Origin of the sequence: Pseudomonas sp. 7SR1, assembly GCF_900156465.1 — a bacterium.
In the GTDB taxonomy this organism is placed as follows: domain Bacteria; phylum Pseudomonadota; class Gammaproteobacteria; order Pseudomonadales; family Pseudomonadaceae; genus Aquipseudomonas.
This window is the reverse complement of record NZ_LT707064.1, coordinates 2,248,912-2,273,316: the sequence shown is the minus strand read 5'-3', so window position 1 is coordinate 2,273,316 and position 24,405 is coordinate 2,248,912. Positions and strand designations below refer to the sequence as shown.

The following is a 24,405-nucleotide window of genomic DNA, read 5'->3' as shown; positions in this document are numbered from 1 at the left end:
CGCGAGCAAGCTCGCTCCCACAGGAGATGGCATTGGACATGGGGTTGGCGCCCGTCGCAGTCCGGTGTGGGAGCGAGCCTGCTCGCGATAAGCCCCGCACACACCCACATGATCAGCGCTCCTGGATGATGCTCAACCGCTCTCCCACCACCATTTCCGTGATCCAGTCCACCAGGATCGAGGTGTAAGCCTGCTGTGACACGGGATCGCTCAGGGCATGGTCGGCTCCGTCGATGATCCGGTGCGTCAGCGAGTGGGTCTGCTGGCACGCGGCGCGGTAGCTCATGATGGTGGCGTGGGGTACATGATCGTCGGTCTCCGACTCCACCAACAGCACGTCCCCCGTGAACTGCGAACACGCGTGCAAGGCACGATTGGTATGGGCGTGGACCAGGGTGCTGCGATAATCCAGCAGGTCAGTCTTGTCCAGGTCGCGCTTGGGAGTATGCCATTGCTCGTCGCGGTACAGGGCCGGCACCCGCAGGGCCAGCCAGCGTACCGGTCGCAGCGAGGTCAGGATGGCTGCCAGGTAACCGCCGTAGCTGGTACCCACCACAGCAATCGCCGAGGTGTCCAGGGCCGGATGGGCGAGCAACCGGTCATAGGCCGCCAGCAAATCCCGCAGATTGTCTTCCCGGGTGACCCGGGACAACGGAATGCCCGCCCCGCCGGTGTGGCCGCGCAAGTCGAAGGTCAGGCACACGCAGCCCAGGCCGGCGATGCCTTTGGCCCGTTCCAGATCACGCTCCTGGCTGCCACCCCAACCGTGTACGAACAACACGCCGGGCACTTTCGATTTGGGACTGAGGAACGTCCCGTTCATGTGCTCATCATCGATCTCGATCTGAATGGTTTCGCTTCTAGCCGTCATGGGATTGAACCGTTACGTATTTGAGTAGGAAATCACCATTTTCCGCCGCGCCGCGATACACCTCCCGGGCACCGGCGGGTAGCGGTTGGTCGGTATAGGTTTCCACCGAGGACACGCGCACCACACTGGTGGAGGGGTCCTCGACGAATACTTGCAACGCCGCAAGCTCGGCACTGCTGGCCCCGCCCATGCGCCAGGATTGTTCCAGCACACCGCCACGGGGCTGGCCGCCGGCGTCGAGGCCCTGGGCAATGTCGTAGTTGCGCCGCGACGCGAAGAAACCGGGATAGGCCTGGTTGGCGGCATCGTCGAACACCTGGGCCAGTCGCACCGCTTCGCGAACGTCGTCGGCCAGTTCAAGCCTGAGCAACTCGATGTAACCGCCCTGCACCACCAGCAGGTCCGAACCGCCGTAGACCTCCAGCCCCTCGCTGTCACGGGTGAGGTGTTGCACGCCGCAATAGCTGATGACCTTGCCGCCGATGCAGCTCTGGCCAACGCTCTGGGTCTTGACCTCCCGCAGGTTCTGCTCCAATACCACTCCGGCGCTGAACAACGCCTGGGCATCGGGCGCGGCGACGATTTCGTCGAACTGGGCGATGCTCTCGATCACGCGCTGGTCGCGCCCGGCACAGGCATGGATGGGCTTGAAGCGGATCGGCCCGGCGTACAGCAGATGTTCGGCTGCGGGGCGCGCGTCCTTGAGCGAAAAGACACTGACACCGTCGAGCACCACGCCGCGGCTCAATTTGGCGAACAACGGCGACCACCCCTCGGGCGCGACGGCGTACTTGTTCAACAGACCGTGGGTGATGGCCTTGGTGCAGATGAAATCATGCTCGACATAGCCGCCCCACAGATCGTCCGGCCCATGGACACCGAACTGCCGCGCGGCTTCGGCGCCGATCAGGGTTTGCGTAGGCAGCAGATACAAGTCGCGCCCCGCATGTTGCTCGCGGTCATAGCTGCCGCCGTATTCAAACCCGAGGATCTGCGCCAACCAATGGGCCAAGGCTCGATTGGTCTGCACCTCATGGACGGGCGCGTGAGGATTGATGGAATGCGCCACTACCGTTTTGTTGCGTTTGACTGACGTCATGCGTTGCCCTTACCTCGATGGCTTCAAGTAAAGGGGTGCAGAGATCAGGCCAAGGCTCGGCGGGGGACGAACGGTCAGGAAAATGGGCGTCCCGTCGGAGGATTAATAGCATCTGGCCTGTTTCATTCTGCACGACCAGCGCAAAGCATCCCGCAATTTGCACGACTGGGGATAAAGGCGTCGCTATCCCTTTGAACCGCTCGGCGGGCTCACACCGAATCTCGTCCGGTAGTCGCTCGGCGCCAGCCCGGTGATTTTCCTGAAGATCGCCCGGAAGGCGCTTGCATCCTGATAGCCCACGGTCCAGGCGATGTGGTCGATGGTGCCGTTGGTGAATTCCAGCATTTCCCGTGCCTTGCCAACCCGCAGATGCTGGCAGTATTCGGTAGGCTTGAGGCCGGTGGCGGCGCGGAACCTTCGCAGGAAGGTGCGTTCTTCCAGCCCTGCCCGTTCGGCCATCGCGCCCAGAGACACATCCACCGCTCCGCTGCCTTGCAGCCAGTGCTGGACCTTGAGAATCGCCGCATCCCCATGCCCGAGGATCGGCGCGAAGTTGCTGCCGCACTGGCTGGCGCTGTCGCTATGCTCGATCACCAGAAATTGCGCTGTGCGTGTGGCGATGCTCGGCCCGAGCAGGCGGTCCACCAGGCGCAACCCCAGCTCCGACCAGGCCATCAGTCCGGCCGTGGTAATCAGGTCGCCATCGTCGACGATGGGCTTGTCCGCCTGGAGCCTGACCTTGGGGTAGCGGGCGGCGAAACTCTTGGCGGACGTCCAGTGAGTGGTGGCGCTACGCCCATCGAGCAAGCCGCTTTCGGCCAGCAGGATCGAACCGACGCAGACCCCGCCCAGTACCGTGCCGCCGGCATGCTGTATCCGCAGCCAGTTCATCAGTCCGTCGGCAGCCTGGCCTTCGCTGAAACCGTCGAGGGATGGCGGGATCAGCAGCGCGGCCAGTTGGCCCGCCGGCCCGGCTGCGCTGTCGAACACCCGTGACGGTGCCTCACCGTGCTCCGCCCGCCAATGGCTGACCCGCAAACGCGGCAACGGCGCGCTGGCATGCTCCAGCGCGATCCGGTCCGCCACGGCGAACAGGTCGGTCAAGCCATGCACCGCCGCCAACTGCGCGCCCGGATAGATCAACACCCCGAGCTCCGCGACCGCCCTTTGTTGCACCATTGTCAGTTTTCCCTCGCTTATTGTCGTTGCGGCCAATCCTCGACGCGGCGGCAAAAGCCGATGATGGCCTCACTTCCAACCTGATCGAGGAAAGCCCCATGTCCAAGCAAGCGCTCATCGTAGTCGATATCCAGAACGACTACTTCCCCCAGGGAAAATGGCCATTGAGCGGAGTCGAGGCCGCCGCCGACAAGGCCGCCCGGATCATTGAAGCCTTTCGCCAGGCCGGCAAGCAAGTGGTGCATATTCGCCACGAATTCACCTCCGAAGATGCTCCGTTCTTCACGCCAGGCTCCGAAGGCGCGAAGCTGCATTCCAAGGTGCTCAACCGCGCCGATGAGCCGGTGGTGCTCAAGCATTATGTCAATTCGTTCCGTGAAACCGAGCTGCAGGCCCTCCTCGACCAGCACGGTATCGAACAATTGGTCATCGTCGGCAGCATGAGCCATATGTGCGTCGACGGTGTCACCCGTGCGGCGGCGGATCTGGGTTATGACGTCACGGTGATCCACGACGCTTGCGCCACCCTGGACCTGGAATTCAACGGCGTCGTCGTCCCCGCCGCCCAAGTGCATGCGGCCTTCATGGCGGCGCTGGGGTTTGCCTATGCAAACGTCGTGAGCGCGGAGCAATTTCTAGGTGGCAGGGCCTGAGCACCAAGGGCCAGGCGTAAAAAAACCGCGTTTCGAAAACGAAGCGCGGTTTTTTGTGCGATGCGGTATTCAGCGACTCTTAAAACGGTTCTGTATACATGGAGAGCGTAAACAGGTCGAATACCCTTTGAAAATCAAGGCCTTGGACACACATAACGATCTCCGAACAGAAAAGATGTAAATAAGCCCCCTGCAACGGGACGGGTTGTTTACATTTTGCTTGTTTCAGCAGCGGCCGTCACCCTGTAAAGCAGTGCCATCCCAATCGTGGAGGGGGCCAGACGCTCATCCCCACAGGCCGACTCATGCAAATCAATGGCTCCCAGCGGATCTAGCTGAGGAGCCCTCAAGGGACGCTGCCCGCAAACGTGGCACAAAGCTCAACTGTTGCTGCGCTCGCCCTCCTCATATCCTTTGATAAAACGCATGAGGAGACACCATGGATAATCATCTTCGTAAATGCTTGAAACATGCACGCGAATCGAACTTCATCAGCGTGCCTCAGGCCGCCTACTGGGCGGGAGTGAAAGACCGCACATGGAGATCGTATGAATCGACCTTTGACTCATCATCAAGAAATCCAACGCGCCGCTCTCTCTGGTGCTTCTTTCACCGTTCAGGCATAGCCATTCCGCCTGAACTGAAAGATTACATTTTTAAATCTGAGTCTGGGCAAACCTTATCCATCACAGCATACAAAGGGGGAGTAGGAAAGTCCCCAATAACTGTTGCTGTAGCCTCCTGCTTGGTCCAGCGCGGATTCAAGGTAGCCATTGTGACCAACGACCCCGTTTATACGTGCAAAATTGAGAGAGGGGATAGCCCAGAACCTGGTTCACTGGTAAGCCAAATTAGCTTTTATGAGGAGCTAGATATTCTTTTCTCCAAGTCTGAAATTGGAAAATTAGAGAAAGAATTAAACCGCAACAGAGCGCACAGACCAACATCGACTATAGACTTCAGACCACTGATTCATAGCGAACTATCTGAAATTCTTGAGCGAAAGAGGAACGCAAAGAAAACCTACGAGCAACTGAAAAAAAACTATGACTACGTTCTTTTCGATATGAACCGTAGCCTAGAAAAGGTACGCGACCTCGTCGATCTCATGGTGCTAGTTCTAGACAGCAATTGCCAGCAGTCCATTTATAGCGCGGAAAACTTTATTGCACACTTCAAGCGCCTACTCAAGAAAAAGAAAAACCCAATGTTATTCGGCCTTATTACAAAATGCGATGTTGGAGGCAGAAGCATAGAGCTAGAAGAATACGTTGGCGACTACGTTGAAATCAGCGAAGAGATCGCAATGGAGCTGGATCAATCCAAAGCCGACGAGAAGGAAAAGCGTGAAAGCATACTGTTTAATATCACCAAGCTAGGCATTCCACTACTAAAGTCCAAGTTCACATCGGCGCATGAGACAGTAACTCACGATTACAATCGCAATCGTAGCCTATGGACCGGATTTAGCTACTTCCATTCTGTCTTGGATGTAGCACCTAACTCTTACGCGGCAGCCGAGGTTAATCAGTTCGTAGACGAGATTTTTGAGCTAAGAATGTGAGAAAACGAATCCCGGTGACTCTGACCGACCCCGACTTCAGTACCGCGACGGAGATATTAGAGTGATTTTCCCCGCCGGGAGGGGGAGCGAGGCAAATGCTCTGCACAAAGACATTCCATGATGTGTTAAACGGGTGAACCACGTACTGGCCGTGCACCAGAAGGCTTACGCACTCTGCCTTGCTCTCTCGCAGCCAGCCGTCCGCTCCCCCTTTCATGATCGAGTAGCTGATCTCATACGAGGCTTGCAGAGGAATGAGTCGACGCGGCAACTGCTACGACAACGCGATAACGGAAAGCTTTTTCCAGTTGCTGAAGCGGGAACGTATCCGGCGGAAAATCTACGGCACCCGCGAAGAAGCCCGAAGTGATGTGTTCGATTACATCGAGATGCCCTATAACCCCAAACGCCGCTACAACAGCGTTATGCAGCTATCGTCAGTGGGGTTTGAGAATCGCTATTTCCAGAGCTTGGAGAGTGTCTAGGAAAGACGGGGCGATTCAGTTGGTCCTCGTGGCCTGACCTCTACTTCCGGCGAGTGCTGATTTCCGGGGGGACTACCCATTGAATAGCTCCTCCAGCAGAGCTCGGCGCCGGTTCGGTAGTTGTCCAAACCTCGTGGAACACATCGTATTCCTGCACTCCTGCATGTCGATACCTGCCCAAACGTTTACACTCGAATAAAGCAAGGTGCCATCAGTCAGTTTTTGCTACGGATACCCACATGGATTACTCACGCATCAGGGGCATGGAATCAGGACAGCGCCTCGCTTTCGAAGAACTCATTTGCCAGCTGGCACACCTTGACCGGCCAGCCGCTGACGCCGAATTCAGGCGAATTGAAGGTGCCGGGGGAGACGGCGGAATCGAGGCCTACTGGTTGCTCAAAGACACAAGCGAAATCGGCTACCAGGCGAAATACTATTTAAAGTCCAGCGAGATTGACTGGGCTAATATTGACGAGTCAGTTAAACAAGCTCTCACGATTCATCCTTCTCTGACAAAGTATGTTATTGCCATTCCATGTGACCTTACTGATAAGACAGGTCGAAAGGGTGGAGGCATGACTGGATGGGAGCACTGGGCAACGCACAAGGCTAAGTGGGAAAGCCTTGTTCCTACAGGGAAACAAGTAGAATTTGTTCCCTGGACAGCCTCCACCATTACTGACCGACTGATACGACCGAACGCTGAAGGGCTTCGTAATTTTTGGTTTGGCGATGTTGAGCTTTCGGAATGTTGGTTCAGAGAAAAAATTGAGCTGTCTGTTAAGTCTTTGGAAGAGCGCTATCATCCCGAGGATCACGTTGAAGTACGAATCGAAAAGCTATTCAAAGTAGCGCTTCATGATGAAAGCGTAGCTTCTGAGATCCGGAAGCAAATAGCCAAGCTCTGTGACACGATTAGCCTGGAAAAGGTTGAGAGAAATCTAGGCGAAAAGGCAATCCCAATAGCCATTAACATCCGCGACGCAGCTAAAAGTCTAGAGATATTGGCGCTAGACATAACAACAGACCCATGGCGCCCATGGCCCATTGCAGAATGCACAGAATCCGCCAATGAAATCAGTAAACAACTGTCACAGTTGTGGTCTGCCAAATGGGAGTCTGACGCATCCAAAGAAAAACCCAAAAATGGGCATGACCAAGATTCTAGCGACTTAGAATACAGACTCGGCAAAATTGGCGGAGAAGTCGATTCTCTGCTCTCGTTACTCGGAAACGAGTATTTTGACGGAGAAAACTCACGAACTATCCTCTTATATGGCAGAGCGGGAACGGGCAAATCTCACCTACTGGGGAGTATCGCGCAACGGGCCACGCTGGAGGGAAGAAGGGCGGTATTGATCTTGGGGCAGCATCTTAGCAGCGGCAACCTCTGGAAACAGATCACTTCGAGGCTAGAGCTGGGCGACATCACCTCTGACGTCTTCCTTAAAACTCTAAGCGCTGCATGTGAGGCTACTGGTAAACGAGGCCTACTTTTAGTCGACGCCATAAATGAAGGGGCTGGCCGGAGGCTCTGGAATGCTGAGCTGGCGGAGTTCATCACTAAAGTTGAAAAATACCGTAACTTGGTACTGGTAATCAGCTGCCGAACAGAGTACACGAAAAATATAATCCCAGAGCCAGTGCTTGACAGGTTGCCCTCTTTTGAAGTCCGAGGCTTTGAGACGACTGGCGAGCAAGCAAGGGCAGCCCGAATCTATCTTAGCAAGCGTGGAATATCTCAGCCAAACAGCCCCTGGCTATCTGAGGAGTTTGTTAATCCGCTCTTTCTTAGAAGTGCATGTATCGCCCTTCAAAAAGATAAAAAAACCTCATTTCCACTAGGGCTTAATGGAACTAGAGACGTATTTATATTCTATCTAAAAAGCATCGCTCGAAATCTAGGGGTAGGCCAGGACGGCACCGAGACCTTAGTACCGCCTACTATCCAAGCTCTGGGCGCAATAGCTTTGGACATGGCGGACAAACGCCGTGACTACGTTCCTCAGAGCCAAGCCATACAAATCGTAGGGCAGAGATTTGAGGGTCACCCTGCACCAACAGGCACAAACTGGCTTGAAGTGCTTCAGCGCAATGGGTTGTTCAGGGTAGATCCAGGCCAACAAGGTGATGATGGCAACCTATTTGATTACCCAGAAGACATCATCCGATTCAGCTTCCAGAGATTGCAGGATCATCTGATGGCTGACGCCCTGCTCAAAGAGGTTCAAGACCCTTCGACAGCCCTTGAGAATGGCTCTCTCAGCTTTATTCATGATGGCGAGCAACTCGATTGGGAGTGGACTGGCCTGGTTGAAGCTCTTTCTATACAGCTTCCTGAGCGCTTCAACAGAGAACTGCTAGATCTATTGCCTGGCGACATCAATTGCTGGGCAAACGATTATGAAGTTCGCGAATCGTTTATTGAGAGCCTGAGGTGGCGCAACAGCAGTGCCTTTACTGAACGAACTTTAGCAATATACGAAGCACTCCAGAGCCATTTCAATAATTACTTCGATATCATTATTCAACTCAGCACGATCCCTGACCACCCTTTTAACGCGCAGTTCACTCACAAAAAGCTGCTCAGCATGAAGATAGCTGAGCGCGATTCATCCTGGACTCGCCAGATCAACAATCTCTCTCTTGACGAGGGAAGTATCGCCCGACGCCTGATTGACTGGAGCGCACTTGAACAAAGTGAGGATGCGGCCCCTAATATTCAGTACCTCTGTGCTATTACCCTCACTTGGTTCACCTCTAGCACATGTAGGGAGCTTCGGGACAAAGCAACGAAGGCCCTCACCTCGTTGCTACGTCACAACCTGAGCCTCTACAAAGAACTGAGTGAGGCCTTCCAGACCGTTGATGACCTTTACGTCGTTGAGCGCTTGCACACCGCCGCTTACGGTGCCTGCTGTATAGACCCAAGCAAAGAACGGTTGCCGATATTTGCAGAGGTTGCCTACCGATCCGTGTTTGACCGTGATGTGGTGCCTCTGTCGATACATCTCAGGGACTCGGCACTTGGAATTATCGAGCTTGCCAAATTCCACGAGAGCCTACCTGTTAGCATCGACATCCAGCGTGCCCGTCCGCCGTACGGGACGAAACCAATTCGACTCACTGTCACGGAAGATTCTCTCAAAAAAGTCGTCGAAAAGGCTGGTGATTCACAAATCAGTCACTCCTGCACTGGATGGATTGGGGATTTCGCCAATTATGAGATTCAACCTCGGGTCGGTTCATTCCTGAACATTTCGCTGAGGAAGCCTGAACCGCTCTCGGCGGATGAGCTATATAAGCGTTTTGAAGAGGATGTGATCAATCATTGCCAGGAGAGATCCGAGACTCTCCGCATGATGCATTCCTTCAGAGAAAATTCATTCAGAATGCTCCTAGAATATGAAAACGCTGAAGAATCTGAAGAAAATAAGACATTATTCAAGCGGTGCGAAACTCTGCTTCTCTTACTACTGACCCCGACTGAGAAGAGGAGATACACCAAGGAATACAAGCCGCGCTTTGATGCCTCAGCGGGTCGCCACGACAGGCAGCCACACATAGACGCCAAAGCCGCTCAATTTTGGGTCGCGAAACGGGCCTATGGTTATGGTTGGACAGCCAAGCGCTTCCCCCATGACCAAAGCTTCCTGCATCAACATGGCCGCGAGCGCCCCGCTGGTGAGCGAATAGGCAAAAAGTACCAATGGCTAGCTCTCGACGAGCTTCTGTGCAGCCTTGCTGACAATAATTGGATGTCTGAGTCGGCCTACCATGGCTCTCGTCAGTATTCAGGCCCGCTAGATATAGGATTCCACAGAGACATCGATCCCACAGTTTCGCTTCCAGACGAGGCTCGGCGCGCTCCAAAGCTCTCAATCCCCAAGCATGAAATCTCCATGAGGGACACCTCTGAGGCCGAGCTGTGCAAATGGCCCTTCGAGGAAGACCCCTCTGTGAACATGAAGAACCTCATAGACAGGGTGGATTCCGAAGGACGCAAATGGGTCGTTCTCAATGAACATCGCTCTGTATCCGAATACTACAAGGACAAAGCTAAACGTGAGCACGGACTCAGAAAACAGGAGTGGCGATTCCTTCTGCCAATAGTCGTGAGGCAGAAAGATGAGAAAAGACTCATTGAATACCTGCTTGCCAAGCACGACATTGAGGTCAACGATTGGTCAACTCGGGGCGCCACCAACTCCGCTTTTTTACTCGAGGCGCCTTGGCGTTCTACGTGGGATCAGGAGCAGTGGTCGCTGATGGAATTCCGCGACATCGGCGAAGTTGAGATCGCCTATCCCTGCTATCAGTATTACTGGGAATCGCACTGTGACGCCTCGCTGCCTGATGGAGCTCAAGCGTTGCTACCTGCCCCTTGGTTAGCTCACCGGCTTGGCCTCAAAGTTGATGCTGACAACCCCAACGTCTATTTGGACAGCACAGGCACGCCTTGCTTCGTGAGCGGCAGAAGCCGAGATGACGGTTCGCACGCATTCATTGATGGAAAACTTTTCGACGCTTTCCTCAAGGAAGACAGTCTCTCTTGCGTCTGGGTGTTTGTTGCCGAACGTGGTGCTTGGCCCGGAGGTGGTAATTCGCACGCATCCTGGCGTCGCTCTGAAGGCTTCGTATGGCTGAAAAGGGGGAAACCTCAAATGCACCATTGGAACGATGATGCCGACAAGGGTGAGTTGCGCGATTCATCAAGTCCCGGCCTCGTGCGGACAGTCAGCGCCCCAATTGATGCACCCAACGACTGACGATCAAAGACGGGGAACACGCATGTCGAAGAAGAAGAAAAAAACGCATCGTAGCGGTCGAAACACAACGCCGCTTGCCGGGCATAAAAGGGTAGGCAAGGCGCTGGTGCCTCCATTCATGCAAATACCGGGCATCAGCTTCGCTTCATGGTCTAACGACCGACTACCAGAAATGCTCTGGGCTTGTCTCATCATCACTGTCGTCCCTCGAGAAGCAGCTTTGGAGCTGTTCCGGAAGATCGCCTCAATTGGAGTGCGCTACCGAAGGCCGCCGGAGGAGAATGGCAGCGGATGGACACTTCGGCACTCCGATCTCCAATACCAATCTCGAGAGCTCGTAGAAGAAATTGTTGGCATCGTGCGTCAGACCCATACGGGTGTCCAGGCACTGCGTCCCTTGCTCCTGCTTGAAGGTTTACCAGCACATCAGTGGTGGAAAACCGCCTTGGCAGTTGAGCCTAACGAAGACGATTGGCAAACCCTCGGGAAAGCGGTTCAAACCACCTTTGACCATCAATCGCAGGAAGCCACGGATGTCCGTTGGGTCAGCATTCTCTTCAGAATGGCGCTGGGCGAAATCCACATGCCGGAGGAAGAGTGGTACGAACTCACGGATTACCCCTACAGAGGGGATATGCGATCGGTTAGGCCGTCCATCCGCGCGATGGAAATGACCTTTGCCGACGCGGCTCTCCATCCATGGCCGAACCTATTTTGGGACTACGTTCTGCAGCACACCACCTGCGTGGCTGCCCCCCTCGACTCAAGAGCGGGCGAGTCCTATCCAGAGGACATTCAAAAGCATCTCATTGAAGTCCGAGAGGCGCTACTCCAGCACTGGTATGACTCTCTTAGCAGCACAGGACTAAATCCCAAACACGACGGTGTGTTCGGCTTTGGGTTCTACGCACTGGCCTGCCTAGCCGAGATGAGCATGGGACCGCTGAGCTCCGCGATCACTGGCCGACTACTGCTCCGCTCGCTCACAGAATGCCGGATATCCCTGGCCTACCTCGTTCGAAACGGCACCGACGAGATGTGGAAGAAGTTTCGCTCATACGGTGCCGGCCAGGCCAAGTTGGCACTGCTGAAGCACGAGGAGATGTCGGGCCAAAAGCCTCGGTTCGTTGCCCAAGCGACGCTCGAGGCGCTGGCGAACGAAGACTACTTCCAAGAATACGTGGAAATTGACCTGGGCCACTGGTGCGGGAAAGACCTTCGACGGCTGGCGGAGGAATCGGGCACGAAGGAGGACTATGACCGCTACTACGGCTGGGCCTCTGGATTTGTCCACGGCCAATGGGGAGCAATTCGGGACACCAACTTCACTCACTGCCTGAATCCTCTACATCGCTTCCATCGCATCCCACTCCCTTTCCATCGCATGTTGGAGCCCACAACAGATGACGCATTGCATCTGGTGAACTGCATACTTGATGACGTGAACACCATTTATCCAGGCTTCGGCACTCGCTTCGTTCTTGCGGATGTATCAGGAGACGAAGCAGAAAATCCAGAAGCTCCTGTGGCGCCAGCTTGAGGCGAAGCGGGGGCGACGTTCGTGCACGCTTCCCTGTAATGAAGGCAGCGCTCGATTTGGCTACTCATATGGGTATGTAGCCCAATCAGGCAGGAGGGATGCGGCAGCGTTCGAGCAAACCAGAAGAACAAAAACAAAATGATGCATTTTGAGGTCATTTTGTTTTAGGCTTGGATTTCATCTCTTCGTGCCGGTGCCTAAGATGTTCAATAGCGATGCCCCCTCTGGAAAAATAACCGTTCGGAATCTGCCATCAGAGGTCTTAAACGCCTTGAGTCAATTGGCTGAGCGCCATGACCGCTCACTTGAGGCGGAGGCCCGGCAAGCTATACGTGCATGGGTACAACCACAAATTGCGGGCGAAGAACGTAATACACGAGTCACCTTAATAGGTCAGCGCCTACGCTATTTGCAGACCGAAATAAGTGAATTGCGGCCTTCAAAATTGGCAACGCCTTCTAGACTCGCAGAGGCGTTAGGGTGGACGCACGCAGGGAATGTTGAGCGTTGGTTCGCAGGGGAAGAAGAGCCGTCTCTGACAGAACTCTCGCAAATTGCCGATCTGCTAGGATGTAAAAAAGACTGGCTCCTACATGGCGAGGGCAGTCCATATTCTTCCGTTTATACGCGTATACCTGAAGATGCGTTTTTAGGTTCAGACTGGCTTCTAACTCCATCTGAGTCGGGGGAAAGCCCAAAAATCCACTTGATCCGCAACAAAAGCGAATCCGGAGAGTTCGCTTTTGTGAAAAGTTTCTCTGACTGGAACTCCCAAACCTTCTCAACCCCATACCATGTTAGCGAGGTTATTGGGGCAGGAGGTGAGTCAAGTTTGGCCTCGCTTAGCCTTGTACTTCAAGGCCTATACAAACGCTGGACAGGTAAAGGCGGTAGCAGCGTATTTGTTGAAGGCTACTTGGTTAGCGAGAGCGCATACTCTTCGCTATTAGCCGGAAAACGCCACCCTATGAACGTTCTTCGACATGAGGAGAAAAGCTGCTGGTGGGAGGACTTTTGGGATGAGAACCAGTTTCGAGACCATAATTACTGGCCTGGATGGAAAAACATTACGGAACGTATCGCCCGAGTTATTGAGGGGCGACCTACACTGAAAGAACAGCGTGAAAGATTAAACGGAATTAAAGACAACTTTGAATTATCTCAAACACCAGAGCAGAACCCAAGCGCACTCGAGTGAAACCGAGCCGAGAGACTTGCTGACTACTTATTGGTAGTCAGCAAATATAAGCCTCAGATATCTAGGGACGTTTTTTGAAAACTCTGAATTGCACCAAATCGCCTAGATATCTTTAAAATCATGACCACTCTTCAAGATTGATCGACACGGCTAACTAACGAGCTTATCCAGTGCTTTTAACTCTCAGACCACCCCTACCCCAGTAGCTCCTAAGAATATACTGGGAGGATTGGCCCAGCGATCCCGATCAGAAATATACATTAGTAGCTTTTCAGCCCGTGTGAGCCCGACATAAAGAAGCCGCTTGTCACCATCGATTGCGTCCTGGGTTCTAGAACGAAAGTCTGGGAATTTACCCTGCTTGACGTCGATGATGGCTACAGCTTCGAACTCCCGGCCTTTTGCATAGTGGATCGTCGATAGCCTTAGCGCAGTAGCCGGATTAGCGAACAAACCAAGATCCCCAATCTGCAGGTTAGCCACATCGATATTCTGTCTGGCCATGTCTGCCCTCATTTCCTGAACAGAGGCGACCAGTAGGCCGGCCTGTGTTCGATCTATGAGCTCTGCCTCGACCATCAGGCTCCCCGCCTCGTGAGACATCCCCTCCAGCCATGCCAATGCACCTCCGAACTGTGCGTGCCGGCGAGCAGCATGGAGCAGCCGGATGATCAGCACACGCCCTTCATGAGAGAAGACATCAAGTCGCGGTTGCCCAGTGATATCAAGGACCGTATGGAAGACGGCCCGCTCAAGCTGCCTCATGGTTCCTGGCTGCGTGTCTTCAACCGCAGCACAGAGTTGCTCAGCCAGCGAGGCAAACAACCGTGATTTTCTGTAAGGGCGGGCGCCTGGCCCCACTACTGGCGTGCCGAAGTCACGGAGCTCTCGGGCCAAGTCGATCAAGCCTCTCCACTCACGACCTAAGATCGTGGCCTTACCAAGAGGTATGCCATATGCGGTGAGCATCGGAAGAAAGTGCTCGGTAATCGCGACGAAGTTGGATACGTCGCGGATCAGGACAGGCTGCTGCATGAAGGCGCGGTTGCGGCCAACAGAAGTCATAGGCGGATTGCGTGGAAAAAGGCGCTCGGCATGTTCAACGATGTGAGCGCTAGAGCGGAAGTTCTGACTTAGCGTGAGATCTAGTCGAGCATTTATGGCCTGACCAAAGGGAAGCACTAGCTCGGGTCTGGCGCCGGTGAACGCGTAGATGGACTGGGCGAGATCACCAACCAAAAAGAAACGCGACCGTCCCGCTTGGTAAAGCAGACGCAGAATTTCTATCTGCAGCTCCGTGGTGTCTTGAAACTCATCCACCAAGAACCATGCGTATTTCGCGCAAAGTGAGCTAGTGATAAGAGGATGATCCCGGAGGATCAAATACGACCTGTAGATAATCGAGCAGAAATCGAGATATCCAAGTGCAATGCACCGTTGCCAAAAGGCCGGAGCTGCTCTAGCGACAATCGCGTTTCTGGCCGCGCTGCCAATCAGCTCTCCGGCAGCATTGAGACTGAGGGCCTCAAAGGCCTCATACTCCGCGACCCCAAGATGATCAACGCCCACACTACGAGCGGCGTGGTTAGCGATCTCCTCAAAGTCCGGATTGTCTCGGGTCAATACACGAACCCCTCCTATGAAGCCTGGTAGAAGCCAGCCATACGGCCTCAAGATCTCCTGCAGACAAAAAGAATGGATAGTGGATACTAGGAGGTGAAGTTCGTCCCCATCCTGCATTTCGAGTCGCGCACGCTCCTCAATTTCCTGGGCGGCTGAGTTTGTGTACGTGATGCAACAAACTCTCCTCGGCGACTCGCGAAGCTTTTCAATTTCACGTAGAGCCTTGGCAATTAGTGTTCTTGTTTTGCCGCTTCCAGGGCATGCCGTTAGCAATAGGTTTCCTTCTTCGCTGACAGCCTCTCGCTGCTCATCAGTAAGGCTCATTCCGCCCTCAACCAATGAATGGCATTTGCAATGTAAGCTGGCACCTCACGCGCCAACGCTACGTTTCTTGCGGCAACTTGAGCGAAACGGCCCTTGCCAAACCGCCTAGCTGTACGAAGTACTTTATTCTTCAATTCATCGGGCATTGGCCCGAGGCCGAGCAATACATGAGCATCAAGCGCTTGCATCAACCTAGGAGCTCCGAGCTGCTCAGCCACGGCCCGAAGCATTGGCAAATTACCATCGGTAGATAGTTCTTTTTCAAAGGTCGTCAGGCCAAGGAACACCTCTACGTAAGGCCCACGAAGCAAGGCATGAGGCGCATTCATCGGTACATCATCGTCAGGCATTGCGAAACCGACATCTTGATCGGCATCCGCCACAATCGCGCAGCGCTTCGGTAAACAGTCCTCACCAAACAGGCGCGCAAAGGGTGCGAAGTGGACACCATGTATTGCAACGAGCGAAATCCCTTCGCGTTCGAGATCGATGCCCATTACCTGCTTAACAAGAGGAGGAATGAGCAGCATCTCGGCTGCGCCCTCAACCAGAATCACCTTCTTGGCAAAAAGAAGGTTTGACTTGGTAGCGTCCAGGTAACGGCCCAGATCCTGCCTGTCAGACTCTGTCAGTCGTTGGTTATAGGCAGGGGCCGCGGCAAATGGTGTGCCGTCAGCACGAGCCGTCATCACGACGTAGTTGGCCAGCGGGACTTTGGCCGTAACCTGAGTGCTGTGCGTTGAGACCAAAGACTGAAATGGCATTGATCGAAGTGCCTCAACCAATGTGCTTTGTAGCTGCGGGTGCAGATGCGCCTCAGGCTCTTCTATTAGCAGAATCTCTCCTGCTGCGCGGCCGAGCTCCGCCCGCTTGCGGAAGTACTCCACGAGCGTCGCAATATAAAGAATGTTGTTGAGGCCAAGACCGTTGCGGCGGGGCTCAAATTTTGAAACCAGATCATTGCTCAGTAGCACGATCAGATTTCGAAGGATGGACTGGAAGGTCGCGGAGGAAAGTCCCAGCTCCACATCCAGCCTGAATGCAGGTCCGCTAATGCGCTCGAACGCACTATCTATCGATTCAGCAATGCCTTGGATGGTGGGCGATCTTTCAATCTGTTGGTTCGCTAAGTGAACCGCTTGGACGAGAGCATTCTGCTCTTGCTCGTCGATTTGAAAGGCGTCAATCAAACGGGCGAGAGTTGAGCGCCGAGACTGTAGATCCGCCTCTACATCGCGCAGCGCCGGCAGAAAAACGACAAGATAAGACTGGAGGTATTGGAAGTTGACGCTAGAGGCACCTAAGGCCGGTAACTCGTCCGACCATACTATGTCAGTCAGATCCACCTGAGGGTTTCCCCCTCCCGCTAACTCCCAAGAGTAGTCCTCCAGGGTCAACTGGCGCTGAAGCTCTCCACGGCTCAGCTCCTCACGAACTGCTTTCCGAGGCCGAAAGCGATAGAACAACCGTGCCCGATCATGCGCGATCTGAGCGCCGTGCAGTAGCGCCTCCTGATTTTCGTTACCCTGAAAACCGGAAAATTCGACACCTATCAGAACTTGAAAAGGCTCCCCAAGATTCACCTGTGAGTGGATGTCATCTTTCAGCAATGACCGATACGTCGATGACAGCTGTACATCGAGACAAATGCGGAGAGCATGAAACAGATTGGTCTTCCCAACACTGTTTTCTCCGATGATGGCCGATGAACCAGGAGCGATTGGGACATCGAGATACTTCAGGGATCTGAAATTCTGAACAACAATCCTGCTGAGGTGCATGGGGCCCGTCCATAGCTGCGTGCATGAAAAAGAGTGTAGCTGGTCAACTCTGGGATCTGGCTGCTTGTGGCGCTTCCCCTCCTGCCGTATAGCCGGAACCATGACCACACATAGGATCAGAACGTCATAAAAGGCAATAGGAAAAGATTGGGTGAGGAGCTTATGGCTCAGAATATCCAGTTACCCTCCCCAGAGATGCTGCGTAATGGCGAGTCTGGTACTGCAGCACAGATTTCATCTGCGGTGTAATGTCCTCCTCTAGCCCCCACTCGAAGGCCTTCTTATCCAGCATGTGCCGGGCAGCGAGTTCGATAGCGTTGGTGGTTGGTTGTGTGGGCTTCAGCTCAGCCCATTCCTTCAGAATCGTCCGTAGCTGGGTTGCCTTCGAGCGCAGTATGCAGGGGTAACAAATCAGCCGATCTATAACGTAGAGCAGCCTTCGCCGTTGCTCGTCGGCCATGTCCGATCGCACCAGGTGCTCCCCAAGCAGAACGACTAGATTCAGCTCTCCATACCAAACCTGCTTTGCGAAATCGGCTAGGGCATCTTCAGGAACCTGTCGTGGGCTCCGCGAACAGATAGCATTGATTAGCTGAAGGACGAACACTTCATCCTGCTGGTCTAGATTCATGGCCACCTCCGCAAAATCAGCTCCGAGAATAAATCACTCGAAGCAGAGTATGCTGCGGATTCTGAACATATCCGTCCCAGTAGGTGCTGCCACCTTCCAGCCTGTAAACATAGGCCAGGTGCTCGCACGCAGGGCCTATCGCCTCGCACAACTCCACGAGCCCCTCCATCAGCCAGCCAGAGCTTCGATTGAGATGCCCTGGACTAACAAGCAGCACTCGCTCTACACGCTGAGTCTCGGTCTGCTGGGCCAGCATGTCTTCGAACAACGACATATCTGCGACCATCAGCATGCTATTGAGGGTTGCCTCTCCATTCGTCTCTGTACAGCTGACATAGAGCCAAGGACAGTGGATGGCTTGCTCTACATAGCGCCAAACGCGCAGGCCGCCGCCGAACGCAACGGCTCCTTTCACCTCTGCCTGCAGATGTGTTCTGAACATGCCGTAGCTCCGGCCAATGAACACTATAGATTGTAGCCCTAAAGGGCTCATACAGGCCTCATCGTTCCTTTTGCGAGATTGGCAAATGGAACTGAAAAAAGCCTTCGGGCAGGCGCTGAAGCAGCTAAGGACGAGTAAAGGGCTCACACAGGAGGACTTTTCCGATGTAAGCAGCAGAACCTATCTCAGCACGCTTGAGCGAGGCCTGAAGAGCCCGACGATTGATAAGCTCGACGAAATTGCATCTGCTATGGACGTTCATCCCATGTCCATTCTCGTCCTCTGTTACTTACAGTGCGATAGCTCGCAGACCCTTGAACAAATCTTCGAACGCATCCGAAAAGAAATTGAAGGACTATAATACTAGGTGTCCTAATTTACGTTATTTAGCCTTAGTAAGCTCTCTGTCGACCTTCGGAAGCGGCGCATTCAAGTATTCTTTTGAAAGCCCTTTCAGATGTGCGTTATAGGCCCACGTCATGAATTGCTCGAGCAAGCTTCCATTCTCAACTTTGAGTCGAGCATTCTCTGCTTCCAAACGCTCAAGGCGCTGTATAAGCACTCCAATTTCCGCACCAGTTAACTTCTGTCGACGCTCGGAGCTAGATACATTGCTGATTCGCGCTTTGGCTATCTGGTATGCAGATTTGATTCGCCCATGCTTATCGAGTGCCTGACGCGTGTACCGCCCCCCCAAATACCTCTCAATTGAGTCTACGAGTAGATCCCAAGAGAGCTTGCCTGACCATCCATCTAATACACCAATAATACGTTCGATAGCCTGGTCATCGAGGTTTCTGGCACGTCGTTTAGTCATCCTCGCTCCGTTTCTTCTGGTTACCGCTGCCCCGGTAGGAGCCGCTTCTGCGCCGAATAGTCGTCTAATGCAATTCGATCCTCTAACGCCTGTTCAATGCCCCATGAAACAACGGGAACATCAGCGAGCTGAATTACAGAGCCGGTTGGAACCGCTGGGTTATCGAGAACTTCTGTAAGCTGGGTTAGACGTAATACCGTTTTCTTGTGATGCTCCATCCAGCGATCCGCTCCGTAGTAGCCCTTCACCGTCGCAGCTTCAGCACGCACCAGCAATTCCTGCGCATCCTGTAGCCGACGTTTCACCATCATGGCCTTGCCTTCATCACCCTTCACGCATACATGCTCGTTACAGTTGATGCAGTCGGCATGCCGGTCGCATGGCATCATCGTGTAGTCATGGACGCAGAAGCCAAAGTCAGTCGTATGGGCTGTCGGAATCTTAAGCCGTGCAAACTCATCTCGTGAAATCGGGATATTCTTCGGCAGCTTTGCCAGCGGGCCGAACATATGGGATTCGTCGCCAATGGACTCGCGAATCTTCGCCACCATTTGATCTGCGCTCACATGGTCATAAACCTCGTTTTGACGGACATCCAAGCGCCCCGACCACTTCGCAATATCCAACTGACTCATCCCCCCCGCCTGCGCCAAGGTATTTAAATAGTGACGAAACTGATGGGTAGATACTCGGATATGGCTGCCGTCTGGCTCAGTGAAACCAAGACGTCCAAACATCGATTCAAAACCATATTCACTTCTGGTGCCGAGCGCTGTGTTCACCTGATTGATGGTGACCGGTTCAATGACACAGCCAAAAGTACCTTTGGCGGAATGCAGTTCATTACGCCGCACTACGATGAGCGCTTCTGAAAACTTAAGGTCCATTTCCGCGTTTAGCAGCGGGAATCCCGCTGGAAGTAGAGCTATTGCGGCTCTTTCGACATCAGCAAATCGCGCACATACCCTGCGGCCAACTTTTATTAACAACACATCATTTGCGGTGCACCAAAGTCGCGCAAATGAAGCCGCGCCCTCATCAAGCAAAATTACCTGCTGAACTTCATCCATTGTTAAAAAGTCTTGGCTTCTCAGGTACTCCAAATGCTGAGGTAGATAAAGCTTTTCTGGGTTCAACTCGTACCATTTAGCAATACGTCGAGCGCCTTCCGTCAAATGCCTGATTTTGGCAACGGCCTCAGCGACAACGAGAGCCATTGAGGGAATGATCCATTTAACCATTGGATCAGCCCCCTTTGCCGAATGCCATCGCAGGCCGTAGGCATCTTTACCACCTGACGTTTTTTCATAAACCTCGCAGTTCTCGGTAAGCAGTAACACCTCATTGATACGATCAGGCGCAGAGCAGAGAATCGCGGCAATCGACGAGAACATAACGTCATTAGGTTGGATCGCCATGTAGAACGTCTTGGGAAGCGCTTCCAATGCAGCTTGAGATGGCATCTTTTCGTTCCGGCGCTTGTCAAACTCCTGCCCCACACGAACCGTATCGAGCGGTCGATTGATCGGACTACGCCACGATAGCGGAATCGCTGTGAGACGGTGCTCTGACATAAACCTAGCAATCAACTCGAGCTGAGAGCCTACTCGATAGGCCGTAGATCCTGAGAGGCGCTCAGCGATAATTCGCGCAGCTCGATTAAACGTGTCGCCATCCATCATCACCGGGATCAAATGACCGCTCTTCCTAAAAGCGGCCTCAAGGGCGCGCAGCGCAGTGACTCGAAAAGCTGGATTCTTCGTTGGCCGCATACCCTGCATGTAGCGGACGTAAGCTTTGGCAAAAGACACAAACGGCTCAGCCATCTGAGTTGGCAATATGTCATCTACTGTTTCTTGAGTAGAGAAGCAGATGCGGATCCGGTTCTTACCATGCGCCTTCAGCTGCGTGGTGTCGGTGACATCCCATGTCATATCGTTAAAACGAAGACCAGCACCGAAAATGGTCAATTGAGAACGACTCATCGCGATAAACTCGCCCAAGTTTTCTGCAGCACCCCGCTCTGCCCTGGGGGTGAACACCACGAGGCTGTCAGGCATCTTTCGTCTCCCCACGCTTCTCACGAGTGAGCTCAATCACCTCGGCAACGGCCAGAATCGTTCGGTCATTCACTGCTGCGATGCGGGCATCTGCCGCTGCGATCAGTCGTTCACGCTCGACCAAGAGGTAGTCCAGCACCGCTTCATGAGGACCATCGACCCAGGCTTGGAAGTTTTTACAGGTGTAGCACGCGATAGGAGCCATAAAACCACAAGGTCCGCCGCGGCCACAGTTCCCCATCGGCTTCATCGTTTCGTCAAAGCGAGGATCGACAATCCGACTCGTTGGGTCACTGCCACGGATCGCCGCCGACTCCTCACTAATGACGACACCGGTAAACGCATGAGCAAGGGGCGCCATTCGAAGCGCCACTGCACGGTCGATCCGTTCAATGATTTCCGGTGTGGCCTTCACATAAATCCCGACATTTTGAGTGTCGCTATGATCGAGCAATTCAGCGATGATCAGCTCGCCATGTCCCTCTCTTGCCGCGGACGTAGCCATCGTATGTCGCAGCCTTTTAGAGGTAACCTTAATGGGTTCACCGGTTCGCTCCGAATACACCTGTAAAGCTTCAAATACCGAACTTATTCTATTGCCAATCTGCGCAGGTGACGTGTGATAGTGAAAATCTGGACGAGCCTTTTTCGTCGCCTTCCTTTGAGGAAACAGTGGCGCTTGCGATAGTTCGCCGGAGAATTTGCCGTCAAGTTCGAATCGTTTGCGAACACTACTCGCGTAGCCTATAAGCATTTTTCCGACGCTGGGAGTTATCAATCGCTCCTTGAATTGCTCCCGTCGAGCCTCGGCACTAACTTGCTTAACCCTAGGCACTCGCAGTACGTACTCGTGGCTCCCATCCGCTTTCGCAATCTCTTTGACATCGCAGACCTTCAACATTGCGAACTGGATGTTCCTCTGCCCCAACAGCAAGCAAAGCCAAGTCAAAAGATAGTCATCCAAGGCGATTTTCTTGGCGGCAAAGGCATCGTTCAGTGCTGCCTGTGTGGCCGAGCGTTCAATGTCCGTAAGCGGCCCCTTGAGCGGGTCCATAGTCAGGACTGCTGCGCCCTTGCAGTTCCCTTTGAGGCGAATACTTTTCAGAAAGCGCACGGCAGCGTTCGTCACGCCCGGCACGCCCAAGCTCTCCCATTTTTTGAGAAAGGCACTCAAAGCCCCCAACTTCCACTCGGTATCACATACCAAGGAAGCTCGAAAGTTAGCGAGCAGCGGCGCATCAATGACGCTGACTGGCTGTCCCTGGCCATCCGAAATCGATTCGAGTAATCGCCTCAAATGGTCAAACAATGAGACGACAGTCGTCGCTTCCGTGTTTTCGGCATACCAAAGCAAGGGAAACTTTGCTGCCGTGATTAACTCATCACTCGCACACCCTCTCAGTCTTTCGAAATTCACACTGATTGAGTGAAGGCCATCATGGAATGTCCATCGCTTGGCGCTCGGATCGAACACCGCTCCGCTGAGCGCCCTCACAGTAGGCGGCAGAGTCAGACCGCCCAACGACTGATGGGTAATTGCTCGTTTTTCAGTCATCACTCGACACACCGTCTACTTGCTTCGCTTGCATCGACAAAGACACTTGCTGAGCTTTCAGTCGGATGTGCCGCCGGGTGTAATTGACAGAAGTCTTTGAGGTCGGTGCCCACCCCATCAAGAAAGATCGCATGCGCTCTTCTTCGGCTTCAGAGACTTGCGCATTGTCCATAATGTCCGAGAAGCGGTCGTTCCACGTGTGACGCAAAACATGCGGAGTTACAGCATCGAACTCGCCATTGAAGGCATTCCGAAGCTCGGCGAAAACAGCATTCACAGCACTGAGCGAAAGAGGCGCCCCGGTGCCGATGGCTATGAATAGGTATGGGTGCCGCCTTGCACCTTCAGTGGCTCGGCGTGTGATGGTTATGTATTCGTGAGTCAGCTTGCAAAGGCCTGGGGATAATGGAATCTTTCGGTCACGCGTCTTGACCAGTGGCTGATCCTTTCGGGGGTCTTGCGGATCGTCTGCTCGCCTAACAACCGTCAGCTCCTCCGACTGAAAGTTAATGTCGGGAATCTTTACGTTCAAAGCTTCGCCACGCCGTAGGCCAAGCTCGTAGAACCAGCGCACTAGGAGAGCGTTTCGAATGCGCGTGTTTGAACTGGCCTAATGATTTTGGACACTTCAATCGGGCGCTATGATGGCGCTCAAATCTGAGGTGTTTGGCTATGCGTAAATCTTATTCCAGGGAATTCAAGCTCAAGGCTGCCAGCTTGGTGCTGGACGAGGGCCAGTCGGTCCCAGAGGTCTGTGCCAGTTTGGATATTGGCCCAACGGCCTTGCGCCGTTGGGTCGATCAGGTGCGTCAAGAACGCTTGGGCTCAACCCCGCAAGGGGCCAAGGCGATTACCGCCGATCAGCGAGAGATTCAGCAGCTCAAAGCGTTGCTCAGGCAAAAAGACCTGGACATTGAAATCCTAAAAAAGGCCAGTGCTCTCCTGCTTTTGGACTCCAAAGATCATTCTCGTTGATCGATGAGCTGGACGAGCAGTACGGCGTTAACAATTGCTGTCGGGCGTTTGGAGTCAACCGCAGCAGCTTTTACGCTTGGCGGCAGCGCCAAGGCAAGGTGAAGCCTGAGCGGGAGAAACTTAAAGCCGTGCTGGTCGAGCATCACAAGGAATCCAGAGCATCCGCGGGGGCTCGCACCCTTTCCAAGGAGCTGCAAGCAAAGGGGCATCGTGTCGGGCGACATATGGCTCGCAGTTTGATGCGTGAAGCCGGTGTTGCGAGTCGGCAGCGTCGACGGCACAAGTACAAATCTTCCGGTGTGGAAGCCCTGGTGACGCCGCACCTGCTCAAACGCAAGTTTGATGTCACGGCGATCAACCAGGTGTGGTGTGGCGATGTGACGTACATCAAGGTCGGCAATCGGTGGCTGTATTTTGCGGCTGTTCTGGATTTGTACGCTCGCCGGATCGTGGGCTGGTCTTTCTCGTTGATTTCTGACGCCGCGCTGACTTGCGAGGCACTGCGGATGGCGGTCGAGTTGCGAGGCCGCCCAAAGGGAGTGCTGTTTCATTCTGATCAAGGCTGCCAGTACACCAGCCATAAATTCAGGAATGAAATAAATAGGCACGGGCTTGTGCACAGCATGAGTCGTAAAGGTGAATGCTGGGACAACGCCCCAATGGAGCGTTTTTTTGGAAGCTTGAAGTCGGAGTGGGTGCCAGAGAATGGTTACAACTCGGAGCACGAAGCTCGTGTGGATATACAACGTTATGTGATGCGTTACAACAACGTCAGGCTCCATAGCTACAACGACTACCGGTCGCCGGTAGCTATGGAGAAACTGGCGGCGTGAAAC

The 24,405-nt window shown here is 53.8% G+C and carries 18 protein-coding genes and 2 pseudogenes; 9 read left to right on the top strand and 11 right to left on the bottom strand.

The features are described from left to right. Window positions 1-112 precede the first annotated feature (112 nt). From BW992_RS10325 to BW992_RS10315, 3 genes are all read right to left on the bottom strand, one after another. On the bottom strand, window positions 113-871 hold the full coding sequence (locus BW992_RS10325) for an alpha/beta hydrolase family protein (RefSeq protein WP_072395509.1): 759 nt from the start codon (window positions 869-871) through the stop codon (window positions 113-115). Further along, window positions 861-1,970 (bottom strand): DUF3182 family protein, encoded by a 1,110-nt coding sequence (locus BW992_RS10320; protein ID WP_072431442.1) that lies wholly within the window; start codon window positions 1,968-1,970, stop codon window positions 861-863. The genes BW992_RS10325 and BW992_RS10320 overlap by 11 nt, the downstream gene beginning before the upstream one ends. Before the next feature lie 183 nt (window positions 1,971-2,153). After that, window positions 2,154-3,149 (bottom strand): GlxA family transcriptional regulator, encoded by a 996-nt coding sequence (locus BW992_RS10315; protein ID WP_072431443.1) that lies wholly within the window; start codon window positions 3,147-3,149, stop codon window positions 2,154-2,156. Window positions 3,150-3,247: 98 nt separating this feature from the next. On the opposite strand from BW992_RS10315, the gene BW992_RS10310 reads away from it, so the two are divergent. The 6 genes and pseudogenes from BW992_RS10310 (at window position 3,248) to BW992_RS26885 (ending at window position 13,361) form a co-directional block, all read left to right on the top strand. Then, window positions 3,248-3,802, top strand: coding sequence for a cysteine hydrolase family protein (locus tag BW992_RS10310; protein WP_076406140.1), 555 nt, complete (start codon window positions 3,248-3,250; stop codon window positions 3,800-3,802). 439 nt (window positions 3,803-4,241) lie between these two features. Further along, complete coding sequence (locus BW992_RS10305; protein WP_076406138.1) at window positions 4,242-5,366, top strand: AAA family ATPase; 1,125 nt, start codon at window positions 4,242-4,244, stop codon at window positions 5,364-5,366. Window positions 5,367-5,620: 254 nt separating this feature from the next. Further along, window positions 5,621-5,851 (top strand): annotated as a pseudogene (locus tag BW992_RS10300) (IS3 family transposase); the annotation flags it as partial. Between the two features lie 239 nt (window positions 5,852-6,090). Next, window positions 6,091-10,623: an ATP-binding protein gene (locus BW992_RS10295; RefSeq protein WP_076406136.1), complete on the top strand. Its 4,533-nt coding sequence runs from the start codon at window positions 6,091-6,093 to the stop codon at window positions 10,621-10,623. Window positions 10,624-10,645: 22 nt separating this feature from the next. Continuing rightward, window positions 10,646-12,163 (top strand): DUF5677 domain-containing protein, encoded by a 1,518-nt coding sequence (locus BW992_RS10290; protein WP_076406134.1) that lies wholly within the window; start codon window positions 10,646-10,648, stop codon window positions 12,161-12,163. 202 nt (window positions 12,164-12,365) lie between these two features. After that, a complete protein-coding gene (locus tag BW992_RS26885; RefSeq protein WP_148049130.1) occupies window positions 12,366-13,361 on the top strand; it encodes a FitA-like ribbon-helix-helix domain-containing protein in 996 nt (331 codons plus the stop codon). A 183-nt stretch (window positions 13,362-13,544) separates the two neighbouring features. On the opposite strand, the gene BW992_RS10285 is transcribed toward BW992_RS26885, so the two are convergent. The 4 genes from BW992_RS10285 to BW992_RS10270 all read right to left on the bottom strand — a co-directional run bounded on the left by BW992_RS10285 (window position 13,545) and on the right by BW992_RS10270 (window position 18,162). Further along, window positions 13,545-15,308, bottom strand: coding sequence for a UvrD-helicase domain-containing protein (locus tag BW992_RS10285; protein ID WP_076406132.1), 1,764 nt, complete (start codon window positions 15,306-15,308; stop codon window positions 13,545-13,547). Further along, window positions 15,305-17,089: an ATP-dependent nuclease gene (locus BW992_RS10280; protein WP_076406130.1), complete on the bottom strand. Its 1,785-nt coding sequence runs from the start codon at window positions 17,087-17,089 to the stop codon at window positions 15,305-15,307. Before BW992_RS10280 ends, BW992_RS10285 begins: the two co-directional genes overlap by 4 nt. Window positions 17,090-17,249: 160 nt before the next feature. Further along, a complete protein-coding gene (locus tag BW992_RS10275; protein ID WP_076406128.1) occupies window positions 17,250-17,720 on the bottom strand; it encodes a hypothetical protein in 471 nt (156 codons plus the stop codon). Between the two features lie 16 nt (window positions 17,721-17,736). After that, window positions 17,737-18,162 carry a hypothetical protein gene (locus BW992_RS10270; protein ID WP_121402098.1) on the bottom strand — a complete coding sequence of 142 codons (426 nt, stop codon included), beginning with the start codon at window positions 18,160-18,162 and terminating at the stop codon, window positions 17,737-17,739. Between the two features lie 85 nt (window positions 18,163-18,247). Between BW992_RS10270 and BW992_RS10265 the strand changes: the two genes are divergently transcribed. Beyond that, entirely contained in the window at window positions 18,248-18,523 is a 276-nt protein-coding gene (locus tag BW992_RS10265; protein WP_076406124.1) for a helix-turn-helix domain-containing protein, read from the top strand. Window positions 18,524-18,544: 21 nt separating this feature from the next. Here the strand turns inward: BW992_RS10265 and BW992_RS10260 are convergent, their stop codons facing one another. The 4 genes and pseudogenes from BW992_RS10260 to BW992_RS10245 form a co-directional block, all read right to left on the bottom strand. Next, window positions 18,545-18,979: a hypothetical protein gene (locus BW992_RS10260; RefSeq protein WP_076406122.1), complete on the bottom strand. Its 435-nt coding sequence runs from the start codon at window positions 18,977-18,979 to the stop codon at window positions 18,545-18,547. A gap of 20 nt (window positions 18,980-18,999) precedes the next feature. Further along, window positions 19,000-21,039, bottom strand: a complete 2,040-nt coding sequence (locus BW992_RS10255; RefSeq protein ID WP_076406119.1) for an integrase — start codon at window positions 21,037-21,039, stop codon at window positions 19,000-19,002. Beyond that, on the bottom strand, window positions 21,032-22,594 hold the full coding sequence (locus BW992_RS10250) for a site-specific integrase (RefSeq protein ID WP_076406117.1): 1,563 nt from the start codon (window positions 22,592-22,594) through the stop codon (window positions 21,032-21,034). The genes BW992_RS10255 and BW992_RS10250 overlap by 8 nt, the downstream gene beginning before the upstream one ends. Further along, a pseudogene (locus tag BW992_RS10245) lies at window positions 22,587-23,192 on the bottom strand (tyrosine-type recombinase/integrase); the annotation flags it as partial. The gene BW992_RS10250 and the pseudogene BW992_RS10245, both read right to left, overlap by 8 nt. Window positions 23,193-23,266: 74 nt before the next feature. Between BW992_RS10245 and BW992_RS27470 the strand changes: the two are divergent. Together BW992_RS27470 and BW992_RS10235 are read left to right on the top strand one after the other, a co-directional pair. Next, window positions 23,267-23,569, top strand: a complete 303-nt coding sequence (locus tag BW992_RS27470) for a transposase (protein WP_076405275.1) — start codon at window positions 23,267-23,269, stop codon at window positions 23,567-23,569. Further along, entirely contained in the window at window positions 23,566-24,402 is an 837-nt protein-coding gene (locus tag BW992_RS10235) for an IS3 family transposase (protein WP_076405277.1), read from the top strand. Before BW992_RS27470 ends, BW992_RS10235 begins: the two co-directional genes overlap by 4 nt. Window positions 24,403-24,405: the final 3 nt, after the last annotated feature.